Annotated in this window: 23 protein-coding genes; 20 read left to right on the top strand and 3 right to left on the bottom strand. The window is 71.0% G+C overall.

Annotation, left to right across the window (positions count from 1 at the left end; translation table 11 throughout):
- Positions 1 to 335: 335 nt before the first annotated feature.
- The 15 genes from pgsA to ACIHCL_RS19520 all read left to right on the top strand — a co-directional run bounded on the left by pgsA (position 336) and on the right by ACIHCL_RS19520 (position 15,920).
- Positions 336 to 1,004 carry a phosphatidylinositol phosphate synthase gene (gene pgsA, locus ACIHCL_RS19590; RefSeq protein WP_399863704.1) on the top strand — a complete coding sequence of 223 codons (669 nt, stop codon included), beginning with the start codon at positions 336 to 338 and terminating at the stop codon, positions 1,002 to 1,004.
- Positions 1,001 to 1,996, top strand: a complete 996-nt coding sequence (locus ACIHCL_RS19585) for a phosphatidylinositol mannoside acyltransferase (RefSeq protein WP_399863367.1) — start codon at positions 1,001 to 1,003, stop codon at positions 1,994 to 1,996. Before pgsA ends, ACIHCL_RS19585 begins: the two co-directional genes overlap by 4 nt.
- The gene (locus ACIHCL_RS19580) at positions 1,993 to 3,201 is read left to right on the top strand and encodes a glycosyltransferase family 4 protein (protein WP_399863365.1); all 1,209 of its coding nucleotides are present in this window, start codon (positions 1,993 to 1,995) and stop codon (positions 3,199 to 3,201) included. Before ACIHCL_RS19585 ends, ACIHCL_RS19580 begins: the two co-directional genes overlap by 4 nt.
- A 101-nt stretch (positions 3,202 to 3,302) precedes the next feature.
- A complete protein-coding gene (locus ACIHCL_RS19575; protein ID WP_399863362.1) occupies positions 3,303 to 3,848 on the top strand; it encodes a hypothetical protein in 546 nt (181 codons plus the stop codon).
- A gap of 169 nt (positions 3,849 to 4,017) precedes the next feature.
- The gene (pdxS, locus tag ACIHCL_RS19570) at positions 4,018 to 4,938 is read left to right on the top strand and encodes a pyridoxal 5'-phosphate synthase lyase subunit PdxS (RefSeq protein WP_399863360.1); all 921 of its coding nucleotides are present in this window, start codon (positions 4,018 to 4,020) and stop codon (positions 4,936 to 4,938) included.
- A gap of 6 nt (positions 4,939 to 4,944) precedes the next feature.
- Positions 4,945 to 5,538, top strand: a complete 594-nt coding sequence (gene pdxT, locus ACIHCL_RS19565) for a pyridoxal 5'-phosphate synthase glutaminase subunit PdxT (protein ID WP_399863358.1) — start codon at positions 4,945 to 4,947, stop codon at positions 5,536 to 5,538.
- A 62-nt stretch (positions 5,539 to 5,600) separates the two neighbouring features.
- Positions 5,601 to 6,353 (top strand): YebC/PmpR family DNA-binding transcriptional regulator, encoded by a 753-nt coding sequence (locus tag ACIHCL_RS19560; RefSeq protein WP_399863356.1) that lies wholly within the window; start codon positions 5,601 to 5,603, stop codon positions 6,351 to 6,353.
- A gap of 144 nt (positions 6,354 to 6,497) precedes the next feature.
- On the top strand, positions 6,498 to 7,088 hold the full coding sequence (gene ruvC, locus ACIHCL_RS19555; RefSeq protein WP_399863354.1) for a crossover junction endodeoxyribonuclease RuvC: 591 nt from the start codon (positions 6,498 to 6,500) through the stop codon (positions 7,086 to 7,088).
- Positions 7,085 to 7,711, top strand: a complete 627-nt coding sequence (ruvA, locus tag ACIHCL_RS19550) for a Holliday junction branch migration protein RuvA (protein WP_399863351.1) — start codon at positions 7,085 to 7,087, stop codon at positions 7,709 to 7,711. The genes ruvC and ruvA overlap by 4 nt, the downstream gene beginning before the upstream one ends.
- Before the next feature lie 79 nt (positions 7,712 to 7,790).
- Complete coding sequence (ruvB, locus tag ACIHCL_RS19545) at positions 7,791 to 8,876, top strand: Holliday junction branch migration DNA helicase RuvB (protein ID WP_399863348.1); 1,086 nt, start codon at positions 7,791 to 7,793, stop codon at positions 8,874 to 8,876.
- A gap of 164 nt (positions 8,877 to 9,040) precedes the next feature.
- Positions 9,041 to 9,523 (top strand): preprotein translocase subunit YajC, encoded by a 483-nt coding sequence (gene yajC, locus ACIHCL_RS19540; protein ID WP_399863346.1) that lies wholly within the window; start codon positions 9,041 to 9,043, stop codon positions 9,521 to 9,523.
- Positions 9,524 to 9,669: 146 nt separating this feature from the next.
- Positions 9,670 to 11,415, top strand: a complete 1,746-nt coding sequence (secD, locus tag ACIHCL_RS19535) for a protein translocase subunit SecD (RefSeq protein ID WP_399863344.1) — start codon at positions 9,670 to 9,672, stop codon at positions 11,413 to 11,415.
- Between the two features lies 1 nt (position 11,416).
- Positions 11,417 to 12,514 (top strand): protein translocase subunit SecF, encoded by a 1,098-nt coding sequence (gene secF / locus ACIHCL_RS19530; RefSeq protein ID WP_399863342.1) that lies wholly within the window; start codon positions 11,417 to 11,419, stop codon positions 12,512 to 12,514.
- Complete coding sequence (locus ACIHCL_RS19525; protein WP_399863339.1) at positions 12,511 to 13,065, top strand: adenine phosphoribosyltransferase; 555 nt, start codon at positions 12,511 to 12,513, stop codon at positions 13,063 to 13,065. The genes secF and ACIHCL_RS19525 overlap by 4 nt, the downstream gene beginning before the upstream one ends.
- A 281-nt stretch (positions 13,066 to 13,346) precedes the next feature.
- Positions 13,347 to 15,920 (top strand): RelA/SpoT family protein, encoded by a 2,574-nt coding sequence (locus ACIHCL_RS19520; protein WP_399863337.1) that lies wholly within the window; start codon positions 13,347 to 13,349, stop codon positions 15,918 to 15,920.
- Between the two features lie 90 nt (positions 15,921 to 16,010).
- On the opposite strand, the gene ACIHCL_RS19515 is transcribed toward ACIHCL_RS19520, so the two are convergent.
- Both ACIHCL_RS19515 and ACIHCL_RS19510 read right to left on the bottom strand, forming a co-directional pair.
- Entirely contained in the window at positions 16,011 to 17,240 is a 1,230-nt protein-coding gene (locus ACIHCL_RS19515) for a DUF349 domain-containing protein (RefSeq protein WP_399863336.1), read from the bottom strand.
- 200 nt (positions 17,241 to 17,440) lie between these two features.
- Positions 17,441 to 18,223, bottom strand: coding sequence for a peptidylprolyl isomerase (locus ACIHCL_RS19510; protein WP_399863334.1), 783 nt, complete (start codon positions 18,221 to 18,223; stop codon positions 17,441 to 17,443).
- A 148-nt stretch (positions 18,224 to 18,371) separates the two neighbouring features.
- On the opposite strand from ACIHCL_RS19510, the gene ACIHCL_RS19505 reads away from it, so the two are divergent.
- The 4 genes from ACIHCL_RS19505 to ACIHCL_RS19490 all read left to right on the top strand — a co-directional run bounded on the left by ACIHCL_RS19505 (position 18,372) and on the right by ACIHCL_RS19490 (position 23,076).
- Entirely contained in the window at positions 18,372 to 19,058 is a 687-nt protein-coding gene (locus tag ACIHCL_RS19505; RefSeq protein ID WP_399863333.1) for an MBL fold metallo-hydrolase, read from the top strand.
- 14 nt (positions 19,059 to 19,072) lie between these two features.
- Positions 19,073 to 20,335, top strand: coding sequence for a histidine--tRNA ligase (hisS, locus tag ACIHCL_RS19500; protein ID WP_399863331.1), 1,263 nt, complete (start codon positions 19,073 to 19,075; stop codon positions 20,333 to 20,335).
- 647 nt (positions 20,336 to 20,982) lie between these two features.
- Positions 20,983 to 21,618, top strand: coding sequence for a vitamin K epoxide reductase family protein (locus tag ACIHCL_RS19495; protein WP_399863329.1), 636 nt, complete (start codon positions 20,983 to 20,985; stop codon positions 21,616 to 21,618).
- A gap of 75 nt (positions 21,619 to 21,693) precedes the next feature.
- Positions 21,694 to 23,076, top strand: coding sequence for a replication-associated recombination protein A (locus ACIHCL_RS19490; RefSeq protein WP_399863327.1), 1,383 nt, complete (start codon positions 21,694 to 21,696; stop codon positions 23,074 to 23,076).
- A gap of 52 nt (positions 23,077 to 23,128) precedes the next feature.
- Here ACIHCL_RS19490 and ACIHCL_RS19485 read toward each other — a convergent pair whose 3' ends face one another.
- Positions 23,129 to 23,830 carry a DUF2470 domain-containing protein gene (locus ACIHCL_RS19485; RefSeq protein ID WP_399863325.1) on the bottom strand — a complete coding sequence of 234 codons (702 nt, stop codon included), beginning with the start codon at positions 23,828 to 23,830 and terminating at the stop codon, positions 23,129 to 23,131.
- Between the two features lie 188 nt (positions 23,831 to 24,018).
- Between ACIHCL_RS19485 and rpsD the strand changes: the two genes are divergently transcribed.
- On the top strand, positions 24,019 to 24,633 hold the full coding sequence (gene rpsD, locus ACIHCL_RS19480; protein WP_399863323.1) for a 30S ribosomal protein S4: 615 nt from the start codon (positions 24,019 to 24,021) through the stop codon (positions 24,631 to 24,633).
- Positions 24,634 to 24,645 lie beyond the last annotated feature (12 nt).

The raw sequence follows: 24,645 nt of genomic DNA, 5'->3' as shown, positions 1-24,645 counted from the left end.
GAAGGGGAACCGGAGCGTTGTGGGCAAGGGTGCACGGGCACGGGGGAGCCGCCGCGGCGGCCACTGCGACGCCCGCGGTAATTCGAGCTTTCCACTCGGGCCGGGGCGCGTCCATCCGTCGCCGCACCGCCCCCGCGCGCGGCGGCCGTGCGCGCGGGCCGACGCGCCGCGCGGGTACGCCGCCGGGGCGTGTGGGGGGAGCGGCGGGGCCGCCGTCGGCACGGTCCGTGCCCGGCGCGCGCCGGATGCCCGGAGGGTGGAGTCCGGCGGGCGTGACTACGATGGGCCAGCCGGGGCCGAAGGGGCCGCCCGGCTCACAGACCCTCGGGAAGGCCATGCTGAACAAGTACGCGCGTGCCTTTTTCACGCGTGTCCTCACACCGTTCGCCGCACTGCTGCTCCGTCTCGGCGTGAGTCCCGACGCGGTCACCCTGATCGGTACGGCCGGGGTGGTGGCAGGTGCGCTGGTCTTCTTCCCGATGGGGGAGTTCTTCTGGGGCACGATCGTCATCACGGTCTTCGTCTTCTCCGACCTCGTCGACGGCAACATGGCCCGGCAGGCCGGTATCTCCAGCCGCTGGGGGGCGTTCCTCGACTCGACCCTCGACCGGGTCGCCGACAGCGCGATCTTCGGCGGATTCGCGCTCTGGTACGCGGGCCGGGGCGACAACGACCTGCTGTGCGCGGTCGCCATCTTCTGCCTGGCGAGCGGCCAGGTGGTCTCGTACACGAAGGCGCGCGGCGAGTCGATCGGGCTTCCGGTCGCGGTCAACGGGCTCGTGGAGCGTGCCGAGCGGCTGGTGATCTCGCTGGTCGCCGCAGGCGTCTCGGGCCTTCACGCCTTCGGTGTCCCCGGTGTGCAGGTGCTGCTGCCGATCGCGCTGTGGATCGTCGCCGCGGGCAGCCTGGTGACGCTCGTGCAGCGGGTCGTGACCGTGCGCCGCGAGTCCGCCGAGGCCGACGCGGCCGATGCCGCCGGGCAGGGGAGCGGGGTGGCCCGGTGAGCGGGGCGAAGAACGACACGCGCGGCGGCCTGCGGGACCGGCTGACCGACGGCCTGTACGGGCTCGGCTGGGGCGCGGTCAAGAAGCTCCCCGAGCCGGTCGCCCGCGGTCTCTTCCGCACCCTCGCCGACCGGACGTGGAAGCGGCGGGGCAAGGGGGTGCTCCGGCTGGAGGCGAACCTGGCGCGGGTCGTGCCCGGGGCGTCGCCCGCCCGGCTCGCCGAACTCTCCAAGGCCGGGATGCGTTCGTACATGCGCTACTGGATGGAGTCGTTCCGGCTGCCCACCTGGAGCCCGGCACGGATCAAGGCGTCCATAGAGGTCGCCGACGCGCACCGGCTGACCGAGGGCCTCGACGCCGGCCGCGGCGTCGTGCTCGCCCTGCCGCACCTGGCGAACTGGGACCTGGCGGGCGCCTGGGTCACCACCGACCTCAAGGTCCCCTTCACCACGGTCGCCGAGCGGCTGAAGCCCGAGACGCTGTACGACAGGTTCGTGGCCTACCGCGAGGGACTCGGCATGGAGGTGCTCCCGCACAGCGGCGGCGCTGCCTTCGGCACCCTGGCCCGGCGGCTGCGCGCGGGCGGCCTGGTCTGCCTGGTCGCCGACCGCGACCTGTCCTCCTCCGGGGTCGAGGTGACGTTCTTCGGCGAGACCGCGCGGATGCCCGCCGGACCCGCGCTGCTCGCCCAGCAGACCGGCGCGCTGCTGCTGCCGGTGACGCTCGGCTACGACGACACGCCCGTGATGAAGGCGCGGATCCACGCCCCGGTCCCGGTGCCCGAGTCAGGCACCCGGGCGGAGAAGACGTCCTCGATGACACAGGCGCTGGCCGATGCCTTCGCCGTCGGGATCGCCGATCGTCCGGAGGACTGGCACATGCTGCAACGGCTCTGGCTCGCGGATCTGGAGAACCGCGAGGACGAGGTCCGCGGGGACGGCGGAAACCGGGGGAGCACGAAGGACCTGAGGACCGGGGAGGCGCGTTCGTGAAGATCGGCATCGTGTGCCCGTACTCCTGGGACGTGCCCGGCGGTGTGCAGTTCCACATCCGGGACCTGGCCGAGCACCTGATCCGGCTCGGGCACCGGGTGTCGGTGCTGGCACCCGCCGACGACGGGACGCCGCTGCCGCCGTACGTGGTCTCGGCGGGCCGGGCCGTGCCCGTGCCGTACAACGGCTCCGTGGCCCGGCTGAACTTCGGCTTCCTCTCCGCGGCGCGGGTGCGCCGCTGGCTGCACGACGGCACCTTCGACGTCATCCACATCCACGAGCCCACCTCGCCGTCGCTGGGGCTGTTGGCCTGCTGGGCCGCGCAGGGGCCGATCGTCGCCACCTTCCACACCTCCAACCCGCGTTCCCGGGCCATGATCGCCGCGTACCCGATCCTGCAGCCCGCGCTGGAGAAGATCAGCGCGCGCATCGCGGTGAGCGAGTACGCGCGCCGCACCCTGGTCGAGCACCTCGGCGGCGACGCGGTCGTCATCCCGAACGGCGTCGACGTCGACTTCTTCGCCTCCGCCGAACCGCGGCCCGAGTGGCAGTCGGACGCGGCGCGGGGCGCCGCCGAGGGCGGTGGGGAAAGCCCGGGGGGCGGCACGATCGGGTTCATCGGACGCATCGACGAACCCCGCAAGGGACTGCCCGTCCTGATGCGGGCCCTGCCCGAGATCCTCGCCGCGCGCCCGGACACCCGGCTGCTGGTGGCGGGCCGGGGCGACGAGGAGGAGGCCGTCGCCTCACTGCCCCCGGAGATGCGCGGGCGGGTCGAGTTCCTCGGCATGGTGAGCGACGAGGACAAGGCACGGCTGCTGCGCAGCGTCGACGTGTACGTCGCCCCCAACACCGGCGGCGAGAGCTTCGGGATCATCCTGGTCGAGGCGATGTCGGCCGGCGCACCGGTCCTCGCCAGCAACCTGGACGCGTTCGCCCAGGTCCTGGACCAGGGAGCGGCGGGCGAACTCTTCGCCAACGAGGACGCCGAAGCGCTGGCGGCGGCCGCGATCCGGCTGCTCGGCGACCCGGAGCGGCGTGCGGAACTGCGCGAGCGGGGCTCGGCACACGTGCGGCGCTTCGACTGGTCGACGGTCGGTGCCGACATCCTCGCGGTGTACGAGACGGTGACGGACGGCGCCGCGTCGGTGGCGACGGACGAGCGCACGGGCCTGCGCGCGCGCTTCGGCCTCGCGCGGGACTGACCGGCCCCCGCGGGCGGACCGGCTGCCGGAACGCCCCTGGAGCCGCGTTCCGGGGACCGGGCGGCCCCGCCACGCACGCCCCGGCGGTAGCCTTGCCGCCCGTGATCGAAACCCTCATCTGGATCGTCGTCGGGCTCGTCGCGATCGGTATGTACCTCAGTTGGACCGCGGGACGGCTGGACCGGCTGCACACCCGGATCGACGCCGCCCGCGCCGCCCTCGACGCACAGCTCCTGCGACGCGCCTCGGTGACCCAGGAACTGGCGACGTCGGGCATGCTCGATCCCGCCGCCTCCATCGTGCTGTACGAGGCGGCGCACGCCGCCCGCCAGGCGGAGGAGGAACACCGCGAGGTCGCGGAGAGCGAGCTGAGCGCCGCGCTGCGCGCGGTGTTCGGCGAGGCGGCGCAGGTGGAGGCCGTGCGCGAGATCCCCGGCGGCCAGGAGGCAGCCCTCGAACTCGCCGCGGCCGTACGCCGGGTCCCGATGGCACGGCGCTTCCACAACGACGCCGTGCGCGCGGCACGCGCCCTGCGGCGGCACCGCAAGGTGCGCTGGTTCCGCCTGGCCGGGCACGCCCCGTTCCCGCTGGCCTTCGAGATGGACGACGAACCGCCGGCCGCCCTGGCGGACCGCTCCGCCGGCTGAACCGCGACCACTCCCCGCGCCCGACCGGACGCATAGGGCGCCTCCTACACGTTCAAAAATGATCCACCGGCCTGATATTGGCCCTTGAAGTGGACCGCTCCCGGAGAGTTTGCTCAGCACTGCACCAATCAGCGCTTTTCAGCGACTTTTCTCCGAGTGAGGTCGATCCGTGTCCACGCTTCCCACCACCCCGCAGTACGCCGACTCCCCGGCCACCGGCACCGCCCGCGTCAAGCGCGGCATGGCCGAGCAGCTCAAGGGCGGCGTGATCATGGATGTCGTCGACGCCGAGCAGGCGAAGATCGCCGAGGACGCGGGCGCCGTGGCCGTCATGGCCCTGGAGCGGGTGCCGGCCGACATCCGCAAGGACGGCGGCGTGGCCCGGATGTCCGATCCGAACATGATCGAGGAGATCATGGAGGCCGTCTCCATCCCGGTGATGGCCAAGTCCCGCATCGGCCACTTCGTCGAGGCCCAGGTCCTCCAGGCCCTCGGGGTCGACTACATCGACGAGTCCGAGGTCCTCACCCCGGCCGACGAGGTCAACCACAGCGACAAGTTCGCGTTCACCACCCCCTTCGTGTGCGGCGCCACCAACCTCGGCGAGGCCCTGCGCCGCATCGCCGAGGGCGCGGCCATGATCCGCTCGAAGGGCGAGGCCGGCACCGGGAACGTCGTCGAGGCGGTGCGCCACCTGCGTCAGATCAAGAACGAGATCGCCCGCCTGCGCGGCTACGACAGCAATGAGCTGTACGCCGCCGCCAAGGAGCTCCGCGCCCCGTACGAGCTGGTCAAGGAGGTCGCGGAGCTCGGCAAGCTGCCCGTCGTACTGTTCTCCGCGGGCGGCGTGGCCACGCCCGCCGACGCGGCGCTGATGCGCCAGCTCGGCGCGGAGGGCGTCTTCGTGGGCTCCGGCATCTTCAAGTCCGGCGACCCGGCCAAGCGTGCCGCCGCCATCGTGAAGGCCACCACCTTCTACGACGACCCGAAGGTCATCGCGGACGCGTCCCGCAACCTGGGCGAGGCCATGGTCGGCATCAACTGCGACACCCTGCCCGAGGCCGAGCGCTACGCGAACCGCGGCTGGTAACCACCGATGAGCGACACACCCGTGATCGGAGTCCTGGCTCTCCAGGGCGACGTGCGGGAGCACCTGATCGCCCTGGCCGCGGCGGACGCCCAGGCCAGGCCGGTCCGGCGCCCCGAGGAACTCGCCGAGCTGGACGGCCTGGTCGTCCCCGGCGGCGAGTCCACCACGATGTCCAAGCTGGCCTCGCTGTTCGGCGTGCTGGAACCGCTGCGCGAGCGGATACGGGACGGGATGCCCGTCTACGGCACCTGCGCCGGGATGATCCTCCTCGCCGACAAGATCCTCGACCCGCGCTCCGGACAGGAGACGGTGGGCGGGATCGACATGATCGTGCGCCGCAACGCCTTCGGGCGCCAGAACGAGTCCTTCGAGGCGGCCGTGGAGGTCGCCGGGATCGAGGACGGCCCGGTCGAGGGCGTCTTCATCCGCGCCCCCTGGGTGGAATCGGCCGGCGCTCGCGTCGAGGTGCTGGCCGAGCACGGCGGCCACATCGTCGCCGTGCGCCAGGGAAATGCGCTGGCGACGTCATTCCACCCGGAATTGACCGGGGACCACCGTGTTCACGCCCTGTTCGTGGACATGGTGCGAGCGGCGGGCTGATCCGATCCCGGTAGGATCTTTCGGGTTCGGATCGTTTTTTGGTGACGCGAAGGAGAAGGCAGATGTCCGGCCACTCTAAATGGGCTACGACGAAGCACAAGAAGGCCGTGATCGATGCCAAGCGCGGCAAGCTCTTCGCGAAGCTGATCAAGAACATCGAGGTCGCGGCCCGCACCGGCGGTGTGGACCCCGATGGAAACCCGACCCTTGTGGACGCGATCCAGAAGGCGAAGAAGAGCTCCGTACCGAACAAGAACATCGATTCCGCGGTCAAGCGCGGCGGTGGTCTCGAAGCGGGCGGCGTCGATTACCAGACGATCATGTACGAGGGTTACGGCCCGAACGGCGTCGCGATGCTCATCGAGTGCCTCACCGACAACCGGAACCGCGCCGCCTCGGACGTCCGTGTCGCGATGACCCGCAACGGCGGTTCGATGGCCGACCCCGGCTCGGTCTCGTACCTCTTCAACCGCAAGGGCGTCGTCATCGTCCCCAAGGGCGAGCTGGCCGAGGACGACGTCCTCGGAGCCGTGCTCGACGCGGGCGCCGAGGAGGTCAACGACCTCGGGGAGAACTACGAGGTCGTCAGCGAGGCCACCGACCTGGTCGGGGTCCGTACCGCCCTCCAGGAGGCCGGCATCGACTACGACTCCGCCGAGGCCAGCTTCCTGCCCACCATGCAGGTCGAGTTGGACGAGGAGGGCGCGCGCAGGATCTTCAAGCTGATCGACGCGCTGGAGGACAGCGACGACGTCCAGAACGTCTTCGCCAACTTCGACGTCTCGGACGAGGTCATGGAGAAGGTGGACGCCTGAGCCGGGCCCGGCACGCTGCGGCACCGCCTTCACGGGCCGACGGGGAACACGCCCCGTCGGCCCGTCGCGTTGCCCGACGCATTGTCAGTGGGAGCCGATAGCCTGCGGGAACAGGTGACCGATCGGTACGGAGGGGGATGACCCATGCGGGTACTCGGCGTCGACCCGGGGCTGACCCGGTGCGGTGTCGGCGTCGTCGAGGGCGTGGCCGGCCGGAATCTGGCCATGCTCGGCGTCGGCGTCGTGCGCACCCCGGCCGACGCGGAGCTCGGCCACCGCCTGGTCGCCATCGAACGCGGCATCGAGGAGTGGCTCGACGAGCACCGGCCCGAGGTCGTCGCCGTGGAACGCGTGTTCAGCCAGCACAACGTCCGGACGGTGATGGGCACCGCCCAGGCCAGCGCGGTCGCCATGCTCTGCGCGTCCCGGCGCGGCATACCCGTCGCGCTGCACACCCCGAGCGAGGTCAAGGCGGCCGTGACCGGCAGCGGGCGCGCCGACAAGGCCCAGGTCGGCGCCATGGTCACCCGGCTGCTGAGACTCGACGCCCCGCCGAGACCGGCCGACGCGGCCGACGCCCTCGCGCTCGCCATCTGCCACATCTGGCGTGCCCCCGCCGTCAACCGCCTCCAACAGGCGCAGGCTGCGGCGGCCGTCGCGGCCCGCGCCGCGCGCGCCCCCCGTACCCCCGCGGTCCGCACACCCGCGGCCCATGTCCGGAAGGTCTCCCGATGATCGCCTTCGTCAGCGGCCCCGTCGCCGCGCTCGCCCCGACCACGGCCGTGATCGAGGTCGGCGGGGTCGGCATGGCCGTCCAGTGCACCCCGAGCACCCTCGCCGGCCTCCGGATCGGCGAGGAGACCAGACTCGCCACCTCCCTCGTCGTCCGGGAGGATTCGCTCACCCTGTACGGCTTCGCCGACGACGACGAGCGGCAGGTCTTCGAACTCCTCCAGACCGCCAGCGGGGTCGGGCCGCGCCTGGCCCAGGCCATGCTCGCCACGCACAGCCCCGACGCCCTGCGGATCGCCGTCGCCACCGGCGACGAGAAGGCGCTCACGGCCGTCTCCGGCATCGGCAAGAAGGGCGCGCAGAAACTCCTTCTCGAACTGAAGGACAGGCTCGGCGAGCCTGTCGGCGCCCGCATCGGCCGGCAGGGCGCGGGCGCCGCGGTCACCCCGGCCTGGCGCGATCAGCTCCACGCCGCGCTGATCGGCCTCGGCTACGCCACCCGGGAGGCCGACGACGCGGTCGCCGCCGTGACCCCGCAGGCCGAGGCGGCCCTCGCCGAGAGCGGGCAGGCCCCCGTGCCGCAGCTGCTGCGGGCCGCGCTCCAGACCCTCAACCGCGCGCGCTGACCGCAGCGCGCACCAGGCACACCCCGACGCCGGGCCGGGCACCGCACGGCACCGAAACACCCGAGGCGGGACAGACTGAATGAACTGGGACGAGACCGGACCCGACACCGGCGAGCGGCTCGACACGCGTTTCGACGAGCGCCTCGTCGACGCCGGCGCGGACGGCGAGGACACCGCGGTCGAAGCCGCGCTGCGGCCGAAGGACCTCGGCGAATTCGTCGGCCAGGAGAAGGTGCGCGAACAACTGGACCTGGTCCTCAAGGCCGCCAGGGCCCGCGGCGCGACCGCCGACCACGTCCTGCTCTCCGGCGCCCCCGGCCTCGGCAAGACCAGCCTCTCCATGATCATCGCGGCCGAGATGGGCGCCCCCATCCGGATCACGTCGGGCCCCGCCATCCAGCACGCGGGCGACCTCGCCGCCATCCTCTCCTCGCTCCAGGAGGGCGAGGTCCTCTTCCTCGATGAGATCCACCGCATGTCGCGGCCCGCCGAGGAGATGCTGTACATGGCGATGGAGGACTTCCGGGTCGACGTCATCGTCGGAAAGGGCCCCGGGGCCACCGCCATTCCCCTGGAACTCCCGCCCTTCACGCTGGTCGGCGCCACGACCAGGGCCGGCCTGCTGCCGCCCCCGCTGCGCGACCGCTTCGGCTTCACCGGCCACATGGAGTTCTACGCCCCCGCCGAACTGGAGCGCGTCATCCGGCGCTCGGCCCGCCTCCTCGACGTGGCGATAGACGAGGACGGCGCCGCCGAGATCGCAGGGCGCTCCCGCGGCACACCCCGCATCGCCAACCGACTGCTGCGCCGCGTGCGTGACTACGCCCAGGTCAAGGCCGACGGCAGGATCGACCGCCCGGTCGCCTGCGCGGCCCTCGACGTGTACGAGGTCGACGCCCGCGGTCTCGACCGGCTGGACCGGGCGGTGCTCCACGCCCTGCTCACGCTGTTCGGCGGCGGACCGGTGGGACTGTCCACCCTGGCGGTCGCCGTGGGCGAGGAACGCGAAACGGTCGAGGAGGTCGCCGAGCCGTTCCTGGTGAGGGAAGGACTGCTGGCCAGAACGCCCCGCGGGCGCGTTGCGACCCCCGCGGCCTGGGCCCATCTCGGTCTCGTCCCCCCTCAGCACGGTGGAAAGGGACAACAGGGTTTGTTCGGGGCGTGACGCGTCACAGGTTCACCCGGAAAGGAACCAATCGGCGGCGTCGGGCGTTGTTCCGACGATGCGGACTCGCCTAGACTCCGCCGATGCCGCCCCAATGGGTCGGTGTGCCCACCCCCGAAGATCAGGCTGCCTTTCAGCGCGGTCGTGTGAAGGAAACTCGTCCCGTGAAATCACTCGTGTCTCTCCTCCCCTTCGTCGTGCTCATCGGGGCCATGTTCCTGATGACGCGGTCTGCCAAGAAGAAGCAGGCGGCCGCCGTCCAGATGCGCGACGAGATGCAGCCCGGCGCCGGTGTCCGGACGATCGGGGGCATGTACGCCACGGTCAAGGAGGTCCACGACGACACGGTCCTCCTGGAGGTCGCCCCCGGCGTCCACGCCATCTACGCGAAGAACGCCATCGGTGCCGTTCTCGACCCGGTCGAGTACAACCGCATCGTCCACGGCGACGACGAGGAGTCCCTCGACCTCGACGGCACCGTCGTGCCCGACGACGCCTCCTCGCTCACCGAGGCTGACGCCACCGCGAGCACCTCGGACAAGTCCGGGATCGACCTGGGCAAGAAGGCCGAGGACGCCGAGACGAAGGATGCCGGATCCGGCAAGAAGTCCGAGGGCGAGACCAACGGCGAGGCCGACGCGAAGTAGTTCGTGCGAACCGGGGATGCCGTGAGCCCACAGGTGTCCGGCACTCCCCGGTTCGTGCGGATTTTCGGGGGTGGGTCCCCACTACACTTCGTGGCCGCCCAGGCGCGTACCCGGCGTTGGGCGGTTGGACAGGGAGAAACAAGAAGGTGCCAGCACCTAAGAAGAGCCGGGAACCCGCCGGCGGTCAAGGCAGGCCAGGGCGTTCCCTGGCTCTGATCCTGATTGCCATGGTCGCCCTCACCGGGGGCATGTTCCTGGCCGGTCAGCCGACGCCACGACTGGGTATCGATCTGGCGGGCGGCACGTCCATCACGCTGAAGGCGCAGAACCAGCCTGGCAAGCCGGACGCGATCAACCAGACGAACATGGACACCGCGGCCGGCATCATCGAGCGCCGTGTCAACGGTCTGGGTGTCTCGGAGGCCGAGGTCCAGACCCAGGGCCGGGACAACATCGTCGTCAACATTCCCAAAGGGACGGACTCGCAGCAGGCCCGGGACCAGGTCGGTACGACCGCCCAGCTCTACTTCCGGCCGGTGCTCAGCCTCGCCGCGGGCACGCCGACGTCCAAGGAAACCACCAGCCCCTCGCCCTCCGGCTCGCCGAAGCCGAGCGAGTCCGCCGGTGACAAGGCCCCCGGCGAAGCGACGTCCGGCTCCCCGGCCACACCGTCGGCCGCCGCGACCACCCAGGGACGTGCCGTCACCGGGGGACTGACCGAGGACGCCTCGCCCAGCCCCAAAGCCTCCCACGAGCCGAAGGCGTCCACGACCCCCTCGGCCCCCGCCGATCAGCCCGGCAGCGCACTGGAGAAGAAGTTCGCCGCGCTGGACTGCTCCACCAAAGAGGGCCGCGCTTCGGCCGGCTCCGGCGTGAAGCCCACCGACCCCACCATCGCCTGCGACTCCACGGGCGAGGCCAAGTACATCCTCGGCCCGGCCGAGGTCTCCGGCACGGACGTGGACAGCGCCAAGGGCGCGTTCAACCAGCAGACCAGCCAGTGGATCGTCCAGATGGAGTTCACCGAGGGCGGTGCGCACAAGTTCCAGACGATCACCAGCCGGCTCGCACAGCAGCCGTCGCCGCAGAACCAGTTCGCCATCGTGCTCGACGGCGAGGTCGTCTCGGCCCCCTACGTGCGCACGGCGCTGAGCGCCAGCGCCGAGATCTCCGGCAGCTTCGACCAGCAGTCCGCCGAGGACCTCGCCAACGTGCTCTCCTACGGCGCCCTGCCGCTCAGCTTCAAGGAGCAGACCGTCACCACCGTCACCGCCGCCCTCGGCGGTGAGCAGCTCCAGGCGGGGCTGATCGCCGGCGCCATCGGTCTGGCGCTGGTCGTCGTGTACCTGGTGACCTACTACCGCGGACTGGCGTTCATCGCGCTGCTCAGCCTGATGGCCTCCGGCGTCCTCACCTACACGCTCATGTCGCTGCTCGGCCCGGCCATCGGGTTCGCGCTGAACCTCCCGGCGGTCTGCGGTGCCATCGTGGCCATCGGCATCACCGCGGACTCCTTCATCGTGTACTTCGAGAGGATCCGCGACGAGATCCGCGAGGGCCGCACGCTGCGGCCCGCCGTCGAGCGGGCCTGGCCGCGCGCCCGGCGCACCATCCTGGTCTCCGACTTCGTGTCGTTCCTCGCCGCGGCGGTGCTCTTCGTCGTCACGGTCGGCAAGGTCCAGGGCTTCGCGTTCACGCTGGGGCTCACCACCCTGCTCGACGTGGTCGTGGTGTTCCTCTTCACCAAGCCGGTCATGACGATGCTGGCGCGCACGAAGTTCTTCTCCAGCGGTCACCCGTGGTCCGGTCTGGATCCCAAGCGCCTCGGCGCCATGCCGCCCCTGCGCCGCTCGCGGCGTGTCGTACGCACCGACCACCCGAAGGAGGCGTGAGATGTCGCGATTCGGCAATCTCGGCGCCCGTCTCTACCGTGGCGAAGTCGGTTACGACTTCATCGGCAAGCGCAGGATCTGGTACGGCGTCTCGATCCTGATCACCATCACGGCCATCGTCGGCCTGGCGGTCAGCGGCCTCAACATGGGCATCGAGTTCAAGGGCGGCGCCGTCTTCACCACACCGAAGACGAGCGTGACCGTCGCCGAGGCCGAGGACATCGCGACCGAGGCGTCCGGCCACCAGGCGATCGTCCAGAAGCTCGGCAACGGCGGCCTGCGCATCCAGATCACCGAGGTCGACACCGCGAAGTCCGACCAGATCAAGGAACTGCTCGCAAAGGACCTCTCCGTCCAGCAGGAGAAGATCGCCGCCGACCTGGTCGGCCCCAGCTGGGGCGAGCAGATCGCCAACAAGGCGTGGACCGGCCTCGGCGTCTTCATGGTCCTCGTGGTGATCTATCTGGCCATCGCGTTCGAATGGCGCATGGCCATCGCGGCCCTGGTCGCGCTGATCCACGACCTCACCATCACCGTCGGCGTCTATGCCCTGGTCGGCTTCGAGGTCACCCCGGGCACCGTCATCGGTCTGCTCACCATCCTCGGCTACTCGCTGTACGACACGGTCGTCGTCTTCGACAGCCTCAAGGAGAGCACCGTGGACGTCACCAAGCAGACCCGCTGGACGTACGGCGAGATCGCCAACCGCTCGATCAACGCCACCCTGGTCCGCTCGATCAACACCACCGTCGTGGCCCTGCTCCCGGTCGCCGGCCTGCTGTTCATCGGCGGCGGTGTCCTCGGCGCCGGCATGCTGAACGACATCTCGCTGTCGCTGTTCGTCGGTCTCGCCGCCGGTGCGTACTCCTCGATCTTCATCGCCACCCCGTTCGTCGCCGACCTCAAGGCGCGTGATCCGCAGATCAAGGCGTTGAAGAAGCGGGTCCTCGCCAAGCGGGCGGCGGCCGCCGCCAAGGACGAGTCCGCCGGCCTGCCGGACGACGGCTTCCCATCGCGTACCGCGCCCGCCGTCGCGGTCGTCGGCCAGCGCCAGCAGCCCCCCGGGGGCCGCGGCCGAACCTCGGAGAGGCACCGATGACCAGCACCGGAACCGAAAGCGTCCGGGAGCTCCTGCTCAGCCGGATCCGTGACATCCCCGACCACCCGAAGCCGGGTGTGGTCTTCAAGGACATCACACCGCTGCTCGCGGACCCGACGGCGTTCGCGGCCCTCACCGACACCCTCGCGGAGCTGTGCCTGCGGCACGGTGCCACGAAGATCGTCGGGCTTGAGGCGCGCGGCTTCATCCTGGCCGCTCCGGTCGCGGTACGGGCCGGTCTCGGCTTCGTGCCCGTCCGCAAGGCCGGCAAGCTCCCCGGAGCCACCCTCAGCCAGGGATACGAGCTGGAGTACGGCACCGCCGAGATCGAGATCCACGCGGAGGACCTGTCCACCGACGACCGGATCATGGTCATCGACGACATCCTCGCGACCGGGGGCACCGCCGAGGCGTCGCTGGAGCTGATCCGGCGGGCCGGTGCCGGTGTCGCGGGCGTCGCGGTCCTCATGGAGCTCGGCTTCCTCGGCGGACGAGCCCGGCTGGAACGGGGACTGGCGGGCGCGCCACTGGAGGCCCTCATCCACGTGTGAGCGGCCGTGCGCGAGCGACCGCGGACGTGAATCGGGTGACCGGAGTCTTCCGGTCACCCGATTCCCTTGTGTGTCCGGCACCGCCGAGGGGCCTCGGAACAGGGCCGATGGGCCCGGTACAGGACCCCGGGGGAGCCGCCGCACCCGCATGCGGAACGGGTACGGGAACAACCGGGCACCGGTCCGTCGTTGTGAGGGGTCTCACCGTCCCCGGGGGAGGAGTCCCCACCGGCTCGATACGATGGCCTTTCCGGGAGTCCGGACCCGCACGAGGAGCGCTCTTGCCAGACGAGGCCCAGCCAGTCGCCGCCCCGCAGCCCGACGAGCCCGCGGCGGTCCCAGCCGTGCCCGGGAAGAAGCAGTCCGTGCAGCGGCCGAAGCCCCCCGCGCCCGAGCCCGGGACAGGACCGGAACGGTCCGCGGCCCCGACGCTGAGGCCCACCTCGCCCGTGCAGCCGGCCGCGCCCGCCTCACCGGCCGCCTCCACACCGAAGCCCCCGGCGAAACCCGCCACCAGGCACGTCGTCCCGGCGGCTTCCGCCTCGCGCTCCGGAGGCTCCTCCAACCGCGTACGGGCCCGCCTCGCGCGCCTGGGCGTGCAGCGCTCCAGCCCGTACAACCCGGTGCTCGAACCGCTGCTGCGCATCGTCCGCGGCAACGACCCCAAGATCGAGACCGCCACGCTCCGCCAGGTCGAGCGCGCCTACCAGGTCGCCGAACGCTGGCACCGCGGCCAGAAGCGCAAGAGCGGCGACCCCTACATCACCCATCCGCTCGCCGTCACCACGATCCTCGCCGAACTCGGCATGGACCCCGCGACCCTGATGGCCGGACTCCTGCACGACACGGTCGAGGACACCGAGTACGGCCTGGAGACCCTGCGCCAGGACTTCGGCGACCAGGTCGCCCTGCTCGTCGACGGCGTCACCAAGCTGGACAAGGTCAAGTTCGGCGAGGCCGCGCAGGCCGAGACCGTACGCAAGATGGTCGTCGCCATGGCCAAGGACCCACGGGTCCTGGTCATCAAGCTGGCCGACCGGCTCCACAACATGCGCACCATGCGCTACCTCAAGCGGGAGAAGCAGGAGAAGAAGGCCCGCGAGACGCTGGAGATCTACGCGCCCCTGGCTCACCGCCTGGGCATGAACACCATCAAATGGGAGCTGGAGGACCTCGCCTTCGCGATCCTCTACCCCAAGATGTACGACGAGATCGTCCGTCTCGTCGCCGAACGGGCCCCCAAACGCGACGAGTACCTCGCCATCGTGACCGACGAGGTCCAGGCCGACCTGCGTGCCGCCCGGATCAAGGCCACCGTCACCGGGCGGCCGAAGCACTACTACAGCGTCTACCAGAAGATGATCGTGCGCGGCCGGGACTTCGCCGAGATCTACGACCTGGTGGGCATCCGGGTCCTCGTCGACACCGTCCGTGACTGCTACGCGGCGCTCGGCACCGTCCACGCGCGATGGAATCCGGTCCCCGGCCGGTTCAAGGACTACATCGCGATGCCCAAGTTCAACATGTACCAGTCGCTGCACACCACGGTGATCGGTCCCAACGGCAAGCCCGTCGAACTCCAGATCCGCACGTTCGACATGCACCGGCGCGCCGAGTACGGCATCGCGGCCCACTGGAAGTACAAGCAGGAGGCCGTCGCGGGCGCCTCCAAGGTGCGCACCGACGTCCCGAAGGCCACCGGCAAGGGCGCACGCCAGGACACCGTCAACGACATGGCCTGGCTGCGACAGCTCCTGGACTGGCAGAAGGAGACCGAGGACCCGGGCGAGTTCCTGGAGTCCCTGCGCTTCGACCTCTCCCGCAACGAGGTCTTCGTCTTCACACCCAAGGGCGACGTCATAGCGCTCCCCGCGGGCGCGACCCCGGTCGACTTCGCGTACGCGGTGCACACCGAGGTCGGCCACCGGACCATAGGGGCCCGGGTCAACGGGCGGCTCGTACCGCTCGAATCGACCCTCGACAACGGCGACCTGGTGGAGGTCTTCACCTCCAAGGCGGCCGGCGCCGGGCCCTCCCGCGACTGGCTGGGCTTCGTCAAGTCGCCCCGCGCCCGCAACAAGATCCGCGCCTGGTTCTCCAAGGAGCGTCGAGACGAGGCGATCGAGCAGGGCAAGGACGCCATCGCGCGCGCCATGCGCAAGCAGAACCTGCCCATCCAGCGCATCCTCACCGGCGACTCCCTGGTCACCCTCGCGCACGAGATGCGTTACCCCGACATCTCGTCCCTGTACGCCGCCATCGGCGAGGGCCATGTGGCCGCCGCCGGCGTCGTGCAGAAGCTGGTCCAGGCGCTCGGCGGCGAGGACGCGGCCAACGAGGACATCGCCGAGAGCGCGCCGCCCTCGCGCGGCCGCAGCAAGCGCCGTTCCAAGGCGGACCCCGGAGTCGTGGTCAAGGGCGTCGAGGACGTCTGGGTCAAACTGGCCCGCTGCTGCACCCCCGTGCCCGGCGACCCGATCATCGGGTTCGTCACCCGCGGCAGCGGCGTCTCCGTGCACCGTGCCGACTGCGTCAACGTCGACTCGTTGTCGCAGCAGCCGGAACGCATCCTGGACGTGGAGTGGGCGCCGACCCAGTCCTCGGTCTTCCTGGTCGCCATCCAGGTGGAGGCCCTGGACCGCTCCCGGCTGCTCTCGGACGTCACCCGCGTCCTGTCCGACCAGCACGTCAACATCCTGTCGGCGGCCGTGCAGACCTCCCGGGACCGGGTGGCCACCTCGCGCTTCACCTTCGAGATGGGCGACCCCAAGCACCTCGGGCACGTGCTCAAGGCGGTGCGGGGCGTGGAGGGCGTCTACGACGTCTACCGGGTGACCTCGGCACGCCGGCCCTGACCGCGGCACGGCGGTCAGGGCGCACAAGGGCGAGGCCCCCTGTGCCCGTCCGGAGGGACGGGCACAGGGGGCCTCGACGGGGGACGGGGATCAGCCGCCGAACTCCTGAAGCCCCTTCAGCGCCTGGTCCAGCAGCGCCTGGCGGCCTTCGAGCTCCTTGGCCAGTTTGTCGGCGCGGGCGTTGTTCCCCGACGCGCGGGCCGCGTCGATCTGCCCGCGCAGCTTGTCGACGGCGGCCTGCAGCTGACCGGTCAGACCCTCGGCACGGGCACGCGCCTCCGGGTTCGTCCGGCGCCACTCGGCCTCCTCGGCCTCCTGGAGCGCCCGCTCCACCGCGTGCATCCGTCCCTCGACCTTCGAACGGGCGTCACGCGGCACATGGCCGATGGCCTCCCAGCGCTCGTTGATGCCCCGGAACGCGGCACGGGCCGCCTTCAGGTCCTTCACCGGCACCAGCGTCTCGGCCTCGACGGCGAGATCCTCCTTCAGCTTGAGATTCTCGGCCTGCTCCGCGTCCCGCTCGGCGAAGACCTCGCCGCGGGCCGCGAAGAAGACATCCTGGGCCCCGCGGAAGCGGTTCCACAGATCGTCCTCGGCCTCGCGCTGAGCACGGCCCGCGGCCTTCCACTCCGCCATCAGCTCGCGGTAGCGGGCGGCCGTGCCTCCCCAGTCCGTGGAACCGGAGAGCGACTCCGCCTCCGCGACCAGCTTCTCCTTGCTCTTGCGGGCCTCCTCGCGCTGCGCGTCCAGCGCGGCGAAGTGGGCCTTGCGGCGCTTGGAGAACGCCGACCGGGCGTGCGAGAAGCGGTGCCACAGCTCGTCGTCGGACTTGCGATCGAGCCTCGGCAGGCCCTTCCACGTGTCGACGAGTGCCCGCAACCGCTCGCCCGCGGAGCGCCACTGCTCGCTCCGTGCCAGCTCCTCCGCCTCGACCACCAGGGCCTCCTTGGCCCGCCGCGCCTCGTCGGACTGACGCGCCTTCTGGGCCTTGCGCTCCTCGCGCCGCGCCTCGACCACCTTCACCAGGGCGTCGAGCCGCTTGCGCAGCGCGTCGAGGTCGCCGACGGCGTGATGCTCGTCCACCTGCAGCCGCAGATGCTCGATGGCGGCCGTGGCATCCTTCGCCGACAGGTCGGTGGTCTTCACCCGACGTTCGAGGAGGCCGATCTCGACCACCATGCCCTCGTACTTGCGCTCGAAGTAGGCCAGTGCCTCCTCGGGGGAACCCGCCTGCCACGATCCGACGACCTTCTCGCCGTCGGCCGTCCGCACGTACACGGTGCCCGTCTCGTCGACGCGGCCCCACGGGTCGCTGCTCACAGCGCCTCCTCCACCTGATGCCCGCGGGAGGTTCGCCCCCTGGCATCGTCCACAGTTTCCTCGGGCGGGCAGCACCCGCCCTGCACAACGCCAATCTAGGCGACCGGCAGCCCGGCTGTCCGCACTCGGCGGGGCCGAAAATAATCCGCTCCCGCCGAGGCCGTCCCCACCGGCCGGAGCGGCGCGGCCGGTGGGCCGTCTCACGCCTTGTCGACGGTGAGCTTCGAGACGTTCACCGGCGTCTTCGGCGCACCGTCGCCCGCACCGCCTGCCACGCCCGCAGCGCCGATCTTCTCGACGGCCTTCAGCGAGGCGGCGTCCATGGTGCCGAACGGGGTGTAGGTGGGCGGCAGCTTGCTGTCCTTGTACACCAGGAAGAACTGGCTGCCGCCGGAGTGCGGCTGACCGGTGTTCGCCATCGCCACCGTGCCCGCCGGATACGTCACCGTGCCGTCCTCGCCCGCCTTGCCCAGCGCGGTCAGGTTCTCGTCCGGGATCGTGTAGCCGGGGCCGCCCCCGCTGGTGCCCTCGGGGTCACCGCACTGCAGCACGAAGATGCCCTGCGTGGTCAGCCGGTGGCACTTCGTACCGTCGAAGAAACCCTTGTCGGCCAGCGCCTTGAACGAGTTCGTGGTGCGCGGGGTCTTCGCCGCCTCCATGGTGAACGCGATGTCGCCCGCGCTGGTCTTCAGCGACATCGCGTACTTCGCCTTCTTGTCGATCGCCATCGGGGGCTCGGGCGTGCTGCTCTCGCTCTCCGACGGCGAGGGAGAGGCACTCGCCGCCGCGTCGCTCTGGTCCTTCTTGTCGTCGCCGCCGAGCGTGAGGTACGCGCCCGCCCCGCCGGCCACCACCACGGCCACCGCCGCAGCGACGGCGATCGTGAGCCGCTTCGACCTGCGGCGGGCCTCCTCCCGCCGCCGCTGCTGCCGCTCGAACTTCTCCCGGGCGAGCTGCCGTCGCCGCTGATCGCTGCTGACCACGGGGTGATCTCCTTGTAGGTCGTTGGTGGGGCCTGGGCTGCCCGTACCGTATCTGGGTTGGCTGTGTGATGAGGAGCACCGGTAGGCTCTGGTACTGCCGCGACCTTCTCAGTCGCAATTCCGCCGCAGGACGACAGGAAGGACGATCGTGCTCATCGCCGGTTTCCCCGCAGGAGCCTGGGGGACCAACTGCTACCTGGTCGCCCCGGCCGCAGGCGAGGAGTGCGTCATCATCGACCCGGGCCACCAGGCCGCCGCGGGGGTCGAGGAGACGCTGAAGAAGCACCGGCTGAAGCCCGTCGCCGTCGTTCTGACCCACGGACACATCGATCACGTCGCCTCGGTCGTCCCGGTGTGCGGCGCGCACGACATCCCCGCCTGGATCCACCCCGAGGACCGGTACATGATGAGCGACCCGGAGAAGGCCCTCGGCCGCTCCATCGGGATGCCGCTCATGGGCGAGCTGACGGTGGGGGAGCCGGACGACCTCAAGGAGCTGACCGATGGCGTCCCGCTGGAGCTGGCCGGTCTGGAGTTCCACGTCGCGCACGCGCCCGGCCATACCAAGGGGTCGGTGACGTATCGGATGCCCGAGGCCGCGGACGTTCCGCAGATCTTCTTCTCGGGCGACCTGATCTTCGCCGGCTCCGTCGGACGCACCGACCTGCCCGGCGGCGACCACGCCGAGCTCCTCGAGTCGCTGGCCCGTGTGTGCCTGCCGCTCGACGACTCGACGGTGGTGCTGTCGGGCCACGGCCCCCAGACGACCATCGGCCGCGAGCGCGCCACCAATCCGTATCTGCACGGTATGGACGCGCCCCGACGAGGAATGTGACGAGAGCGAAGACCGTGAGCACCTTCAAGGCCCCCAAGGGCACGTACGACCTGACCCCGCCCGACTCCGCGAAGTACCTCGCGGTGCGCGAGGCGATCGCCGCACCCCTGAAGAACTCCGGCTACGGATACATCGAGACGCCCGGCTTCGAGGACGTCGCCCTCTTCTCCCGCGGAGTCGGTGAGTCCACCGACATCGTGACCAAGGAGATGTACACCCTCACCACCAAGGGCGGCTCCCAGCTGGCGCTGCGCCCCGAGGGCACCGCCTCCGTGCTGCGCGCGGCGCTGGAGGCCAACCTCCACAAGCTGGGCAACCTGCCCGTGAAGCTGTGGTATTCCGGCTCGTACTACCGCTACGAGCGCCCGCAGAAGGGCCGTTACCGGCACTTCTCCCAGGTGGGCGCCGAGGCGATCGGTGCCGAGGACCCGGCGCTGGACGCCGAGCTGATCATCCTGGCCGACCAGGCGTACCGCGCGCTGGGCCTGCGGAACTTCCGCATCCTGCTCAACTCGCTGGGCGACCGCGTGTGCCGCCCCGTCTACCGGGACGCGCTCCAGGGCTTCCTGCGCGGGCTCGACCTGGACGAGGAGACCCGTGGCCGCATCGAGATCAACCCGCTGCGGGTCCTCGACGACAAGCGGCCCGAGGTCCAGAAGCAGTTGGTCGGCGTGCCGGTGCTGCGCGACTACCTGTGCGACGCCTGCAAGGCGTACCACGAGGAGGTCCGCGACCTGCTCTCCGCGGCGGGCGTGGCGTTCGAGGACGACGAGAAGCTCGTCCGCGGCCTCGACTACTACACCCGCACCACCTTCGAGTTCGTCCACGACGGACTCGGCGCGCAGTCCGCGGTGGGCGGCGGCGGCCGATACGACGGGCTGTCCGAGATGATCGGCGGTCCGGCACTCCCGTCGGTCGGCTGGGCGCTCGGCGTGGACCGCACGGTGCTCGCCCTGGAGGCGGAGGGCATCGAGCTCGAACTGCCCACGGCCACCAGCGTCTTCGCGGTGCCGCTCGGTGAGGAGGCCCGACGGGTGCTCTTCGGGGTCGTGACGGAGCTGCGCCGGGAGGGCGTCGCGGCGGACTTCGCGTACGGGAACCGCGGCCTCAAGGGCGCGATGAAGAGCGCGAACCGATCGGGCGCGCGGCTCGCGCTCGTCGCCGGCGAACGCGATCTGGCCGAGGGCGTCGTCCAGCTCAAGGACATGGAGTCCGGCGAGCAGACGGCGGTCCCGTTGGCGGACGCGGCCGACGCCGTCCGTGAGCGCTTGGCCTAAGGGCTGTCCGGGTCGTCCTCGTACGTCCGAGTACGAGGACGACCCTCCGCCGTGCGATCGCACGCGCCGGACGCCGTACAGCCCCGCCTCCGGCCGAACGCCGCCCCGGTGAAGAAGCGTCCTGGTGCCGTTCGGACCTGGGCCGGCCCGGGCCGCCGCCCGCCCGCGCACCTCGGAGCGGTACGCCCGGCACGGCCTCGTTTCCGGCCCCGGCGGGTTGTCCGGATCCAGCCGCACATACCGTCAGAATCATGAGCGAATAGTCGCCCTACGGGGCGATTCCTCTCGCACATGCCCAGGGGAAACGGATCCTTTCCGGCCATCGCGTGCATATGCCCCCGCGGGGGTTCCGACCCGGCGGGGCGCGGCGCCGAGCCTGCTCCGGAACCGTCCGTCCGATCCGGATGGGCGGTCCCGTCCGGCCGGAACCGCAGGTCGGAGCGGCTGGACAGGGGTGGCGTCCCGGTGGGCGCCGTGCCTCCGGCGTGCCCCCGGCCGCGGCCCGGAACGACCGGGAACCCGCGATGCCGCCCACCGGCCACACGCGGCACCCGGCGCACACATTTATGTCCATCGAACAGAGGGGCGGCGGAGGGGTACGGCACAATGACCGTGCCCAGCAGGCCACTCACTGATGGAACGGCGATATGACGACTGCAGCGGTTGACCGCCCCTCATCCGGCCAGGACGAGAAGGAGGTGGAGAGCTCCTTCGGCGCCGGCCGGGCGTTCGCGCTGCTGCTGGTGATCACGGGTGCCGCCGGGCTCTTCGCCGCCTGGATCATCACGATCGACAAGTTCAAGCTGCTGGAGGACCCCAGCTTCACGCCGGGGTGCAGCCTCAACCCGGTCGTCGCCTGCGGCAACATCATGAAGAGCGAGCAGGCGTCCGCCTTCGGCTTCCCGAACCCGATGCTCGGCCTGGCCACCTACCCGGTGATCATCGGCATCGGCCTGGCGCTGCTCTCGGGTGCCCGCTTCCGCCGCTGGTACTGGCTGGGGATGAACGCCGGAACGCTGTTCGGCGTCGGCTTCTGCACCTGGCTCCAGTACCAGTCGCTGTACAACATCAACTCGCTCTGCCTGTGGTGCTGCCTGGCCTGGGTCGCCACGATCGTCATGTTCTGCTACGTGACCAAGCACAACATCGAGCACCGGATCATCCCCGCGCCGAGCTGGCTGCGCAGCGGACTGACGGAGTTCCACTGGGTGCCGCCGGTCCTGTGGACCGGAGTCATCGGCATGCTGATCCTGACCCGCTGGTGGGACTTCTGGACCAGCTGATCCGCCACCCCGCCGACACCCCCGCCGGGCCGTTCGCCCGGCCGGGTGTCGGCGCCGTGGCATAGGCTTCAGGACGTGGAGCCCGACCTCTTTACCGCCGCCGCCGAAGACCGCCAGGAGAGCGATCCGTCCAGCAGCCCGCTGGCTGTCCGGATGCGCCCCCGTACCCTCGACGAGGTCGTCGGGCAGCAGCATCTGCTCAAGCCGGGCTCCCCGCTGCGCCGCCTCGTCGGCGAGCGCAGCGGCGGGCCGGCGGGCCCGTCGTCCGTGCTCCTGTGGGGCCCGCCCGGCATCGGGAAGACGACACTGGCGTACGTGGTCAGCAAGGCCACCAACAAGCGTTTCGTCGAACTCTCCGCGATCACCGCGGGCGTCAAGGAGGTGCGGGCCGTCATCGATGGCGCCCGCCGCGCCACCGGGGGCTACGGCAAGGAGACCGTCCTCTTCCTCGACGAGATCCACCGCTTCTCCAAGGCGCAGCAGGACTCGCTGCTGCCCGCCGTGGAGAACCGCTGGGTCACCCTGATCGCCGCGACCACGGAGAACCCCTACTTCTCCGTCATCTCGCCGCTCCTGTCGCGCTCGCTGCTGCTCACCCTGGAACCGCTCACGGACGACGATCTGCGCGGCTTGCTCCACCGCGCCCTGACCGACGAGCGCGGACTCGGCGGCGCGGTGACCCTGCCGCAGGACGCCGAGGAGCATCTGCTGCGCATCGCCGGCGGTGACGCCCGCCGGGTGCTCACCGCGCTGGAGGCGGCGGCCGGCGCCGCACTGGACAAGGAGGAGCGGGAGATCACCCTCCGCACCCTGGAGGAGACCGTCGACCGCGCCGCCGTGAAGTACGACCGGGACGGCGACCAGCACTACGACGTGGCGAGCGCGCTCATCAAGTCCATCCGGGGGTCCGACGTCGATGCCGCACTGCACTATCTGGCCCGGATGATCGAGGCGGGGGAGGACCCCCGGTTCATCGCCCGACGGCTGATGATCTCGGCCAGCGAGGACATCGGTCTCGCCGACCCCACGGCGCTGCCCACCGCGGTCGCCGCCGCGCAGGCGGTCGCCATGATCGGTTTCCCGGAGGCGGCTCTCACCCTGAGCCACGCCACGATAGCCCTGGCCCTGGCACCCAAGTCCAACGCCGCGACGCTCGCGATCGCCGCGGCCCGGGAGGACGTGCACAAGGGACTGGCGGGCCCCGTTCCGGCCCATCTGCGCGACGGCCACTACCAGGGCGCCGCCAAGCTGGGCCACGCCCAGGGCTATGTGTACCCGCACGACGTCCCCGGTGGCATCGCCGCCCAGCAGTACGCCCCGGACGCGGTCCGCGACCGGCGGTACTACCGTCCCACGCGCTACGGCGCGGAGGCGCGGTACGCAGACGTGGCCGAGCGGGTCCGTGAGCGGCTCGGCCGCACCGGCTCGGACGGCGAGGCGACCCCGTCCGGCGACTGAGCACGGTCGGCGGGTGCACGGGAGCCCATGCGTCGGCGCGGCGCGGCCCGGTTCAGCGCGCCGCCGCCTCGAAGAGCGTGTACATGGCCCGGCGCAGTCCGGCGAGATCGCGCACGGGCTCGGGGAACTCGAAGCGCGCGTCGAAGCAGAGCTCGCGGTCCTCGCACACGCGTACCCGCAGCCCGTACCGGTCGAGCGCCAGCGGGACGATGCGCAGGCGGTGGGCCGCGCGGCGCTCCTCCGCCCGCCCGCCCAGCAGCGCGCCCAGCGTGTCCAGCTGCTCCCCGTGGGCCGCGTGCAGATGCTGGAGCAGCTCCGCCTCGTGACCGGCGAGCGGATCGGGCGCCGCGTCCCGGAAGGCGTCGGCCCCGACCGCCTCGGCGCCCCACAGGTCGTCGACATGGGCCTCGGCCGTCTCCAGCCGCAGCGTCGTCCGGCCGGGTCCCGACAGGCCCGGCACGGTCGTGAGCCACCCCGAGACCCGGGCGCGGGCACGGATCCGGTGCGGTACGGCGACCGGGGCGACGTCCGTGAGCTCCAGCACCGCGGCGAGTTCGTCGTCCTGGGCGTGCGCCGCGGCCCGTGCGGCGCGGGAGGCGGCGGGCAGTTCGAGGAACAGATCGCCGTCGGGGCCCACGCTCCTGGACGACGGCGTCAGCTCGTCCCAGCAGGCCGTCCGCAGCCCGGGCACGAGCAGTGCCGCCGAGCAGGTATTCTGTAGGAGAGTTCGTGTGCGCTCGGCTGCTGACGGCATCCGAGCGGTCTCAAGCCCGCCGGGACGCGGCTGGCCACGATCTGATCGGCCCTCCGTCGTATCGGCACCTTCAGAGGTGTCGACGCTGTCAGTGCTGTCCGTGATGTGCGTGGTGTTCCCCGGGCGAGACATGCGATCTCCTCAAGTAAGGTCAGCCTAACCTAACCTACAACGGAGGTCTGGAGAACGTGCCTAACCAGTCGCGTCCCAAGGTCAAGAAGAGCCGCGCGCTCGGTATCGCGCTGACGCCGAAGGCCGTCAAGTACTTCGAGGCCCGTCCTTACCCGCCGGGTGAGCACGGCCGTGGCCGCAAGCAGAACTCGGACTACAAGGTCCGTCTGCTGGAGAAGCAGCGTCTGCGTGCCCAGTACGACATCAGCGAGCGGCAGATGGTCCGCGCCTACGAGCGCGCCAAGAAGACCGAGGGCAAGACGGGCGAGGCGCTCGTCGTCGAGCTGGAGCGCCGTCTCGACGCCCTGGTGCTGCGTTCGGGCCTCGCCCGCACCATCTACCAGGCGCGCCAGATGGTCGTGCACGGTCACATCGAGGTCGACGGCCGCAAGGTCGACAAGCCGTCCTTCCGCGTCCGCCCCGACAGCGTCGTGACGGTTCGCGAGCGCAGCCGCGACAAGCACCCCTTCCAGGTGGCCCGTGAGGGTGGCTACGCCACCGACGGCGAGACCCCGCGCTACCTGCAGGTGAACCTGAAGGCCCTGGCCTTCCGTCTCGACCGGGACCCGAACCGCAAGGAGATCCCGGTCATCTGCGACGAGCAGCTCGTCGTCGAGTACTACGCCCGCTGATCCGCGTGCGGT

Source organism: Streptomyces sp. NPDC052042 (genome assembly GCF_044548345.1).
Lineage (GTDB): Bacteria > Actinomycetota > Actinomycetes > Streptomycetales > Streptomycetaceae > Streptomyces.
Note: the sequence above shows the minus strand (reverse complement) of the source record. Positions and strands in the feature narration are given on the sequence as shown.

Excerpts from the sequence above, each read along its gene's own strand:
- pdxT (WP_399863358.1), top strand. The coding sequence starts at position 4,945 with ATGAGCGACACACCCGTGATCGGAGTCCTGGCTCTCCAGGGCGACGTG.
- ruvB (WP_399863348.1), top strand. The coding sequence starts at position 7,791 with ATGAACTGGGACGAGACCGGACCCGACACCGGCGAGCGGCTCGACACG.
- pgsA (WP_399863704.1), top strand. The coding sequence starts at position 336 with ATGCTGAACAAGTACGCGCGTGCCTTTTTCACGCGTGTCCTCACACCG.
- secF (WP_399863342.1), top strand. The coding sequence starts at position 11,417 with ATGTCGCGATTCGGCAATCTCGGCGCCCGTCTCTACCGTGGCGAAGTC.
- ruvC (WP_399863354.1), top strand. The coding sequence starts at position 6,498 with ATGCGGGTACTCGGCGTCGACCCGGGGCTGACCCGGTGCGGTGTCGGC.
- ACIHCL_RS19560 (WP_399863356.1), top strand. The coding sequence starts at position 5,601 with ATGTCCGGCCACTCTAAATGGGCTACGACGAAGCACAAGAAGGCCGTG.
- ruvA (WP_399863351.1), top strand. The coding sequence starts at position 7,085 with ATGATCGCCTTCGTCAGCGGCCCCGTCGCCGCGCTCGCCCCGACCACG.
- ACIHCL_RS19525 (WP_399863339.1), top strand. The coding sequence starts at position 12,511 with ATGACCAGCACCGGAACCGAAAGCGTCCGGGAGCTCCTGCTCAGCCGG.
- ACIHCL_RS19495 (WP_399863329.1), top strand. The coding sequence starts at position 20,983 with ATGACGACTGCAGCGGTTGACCGCCCCTCATCCGGCCAGGACGAGAAG.
- ACIHCL_RS19485 (WP_399863325.1), bottom strand. The coding sequence starts at position 23,830 with ATGCCGTCAGCAGCCGAGCGCACACGAACTCTCCTACAGAATACCTGC.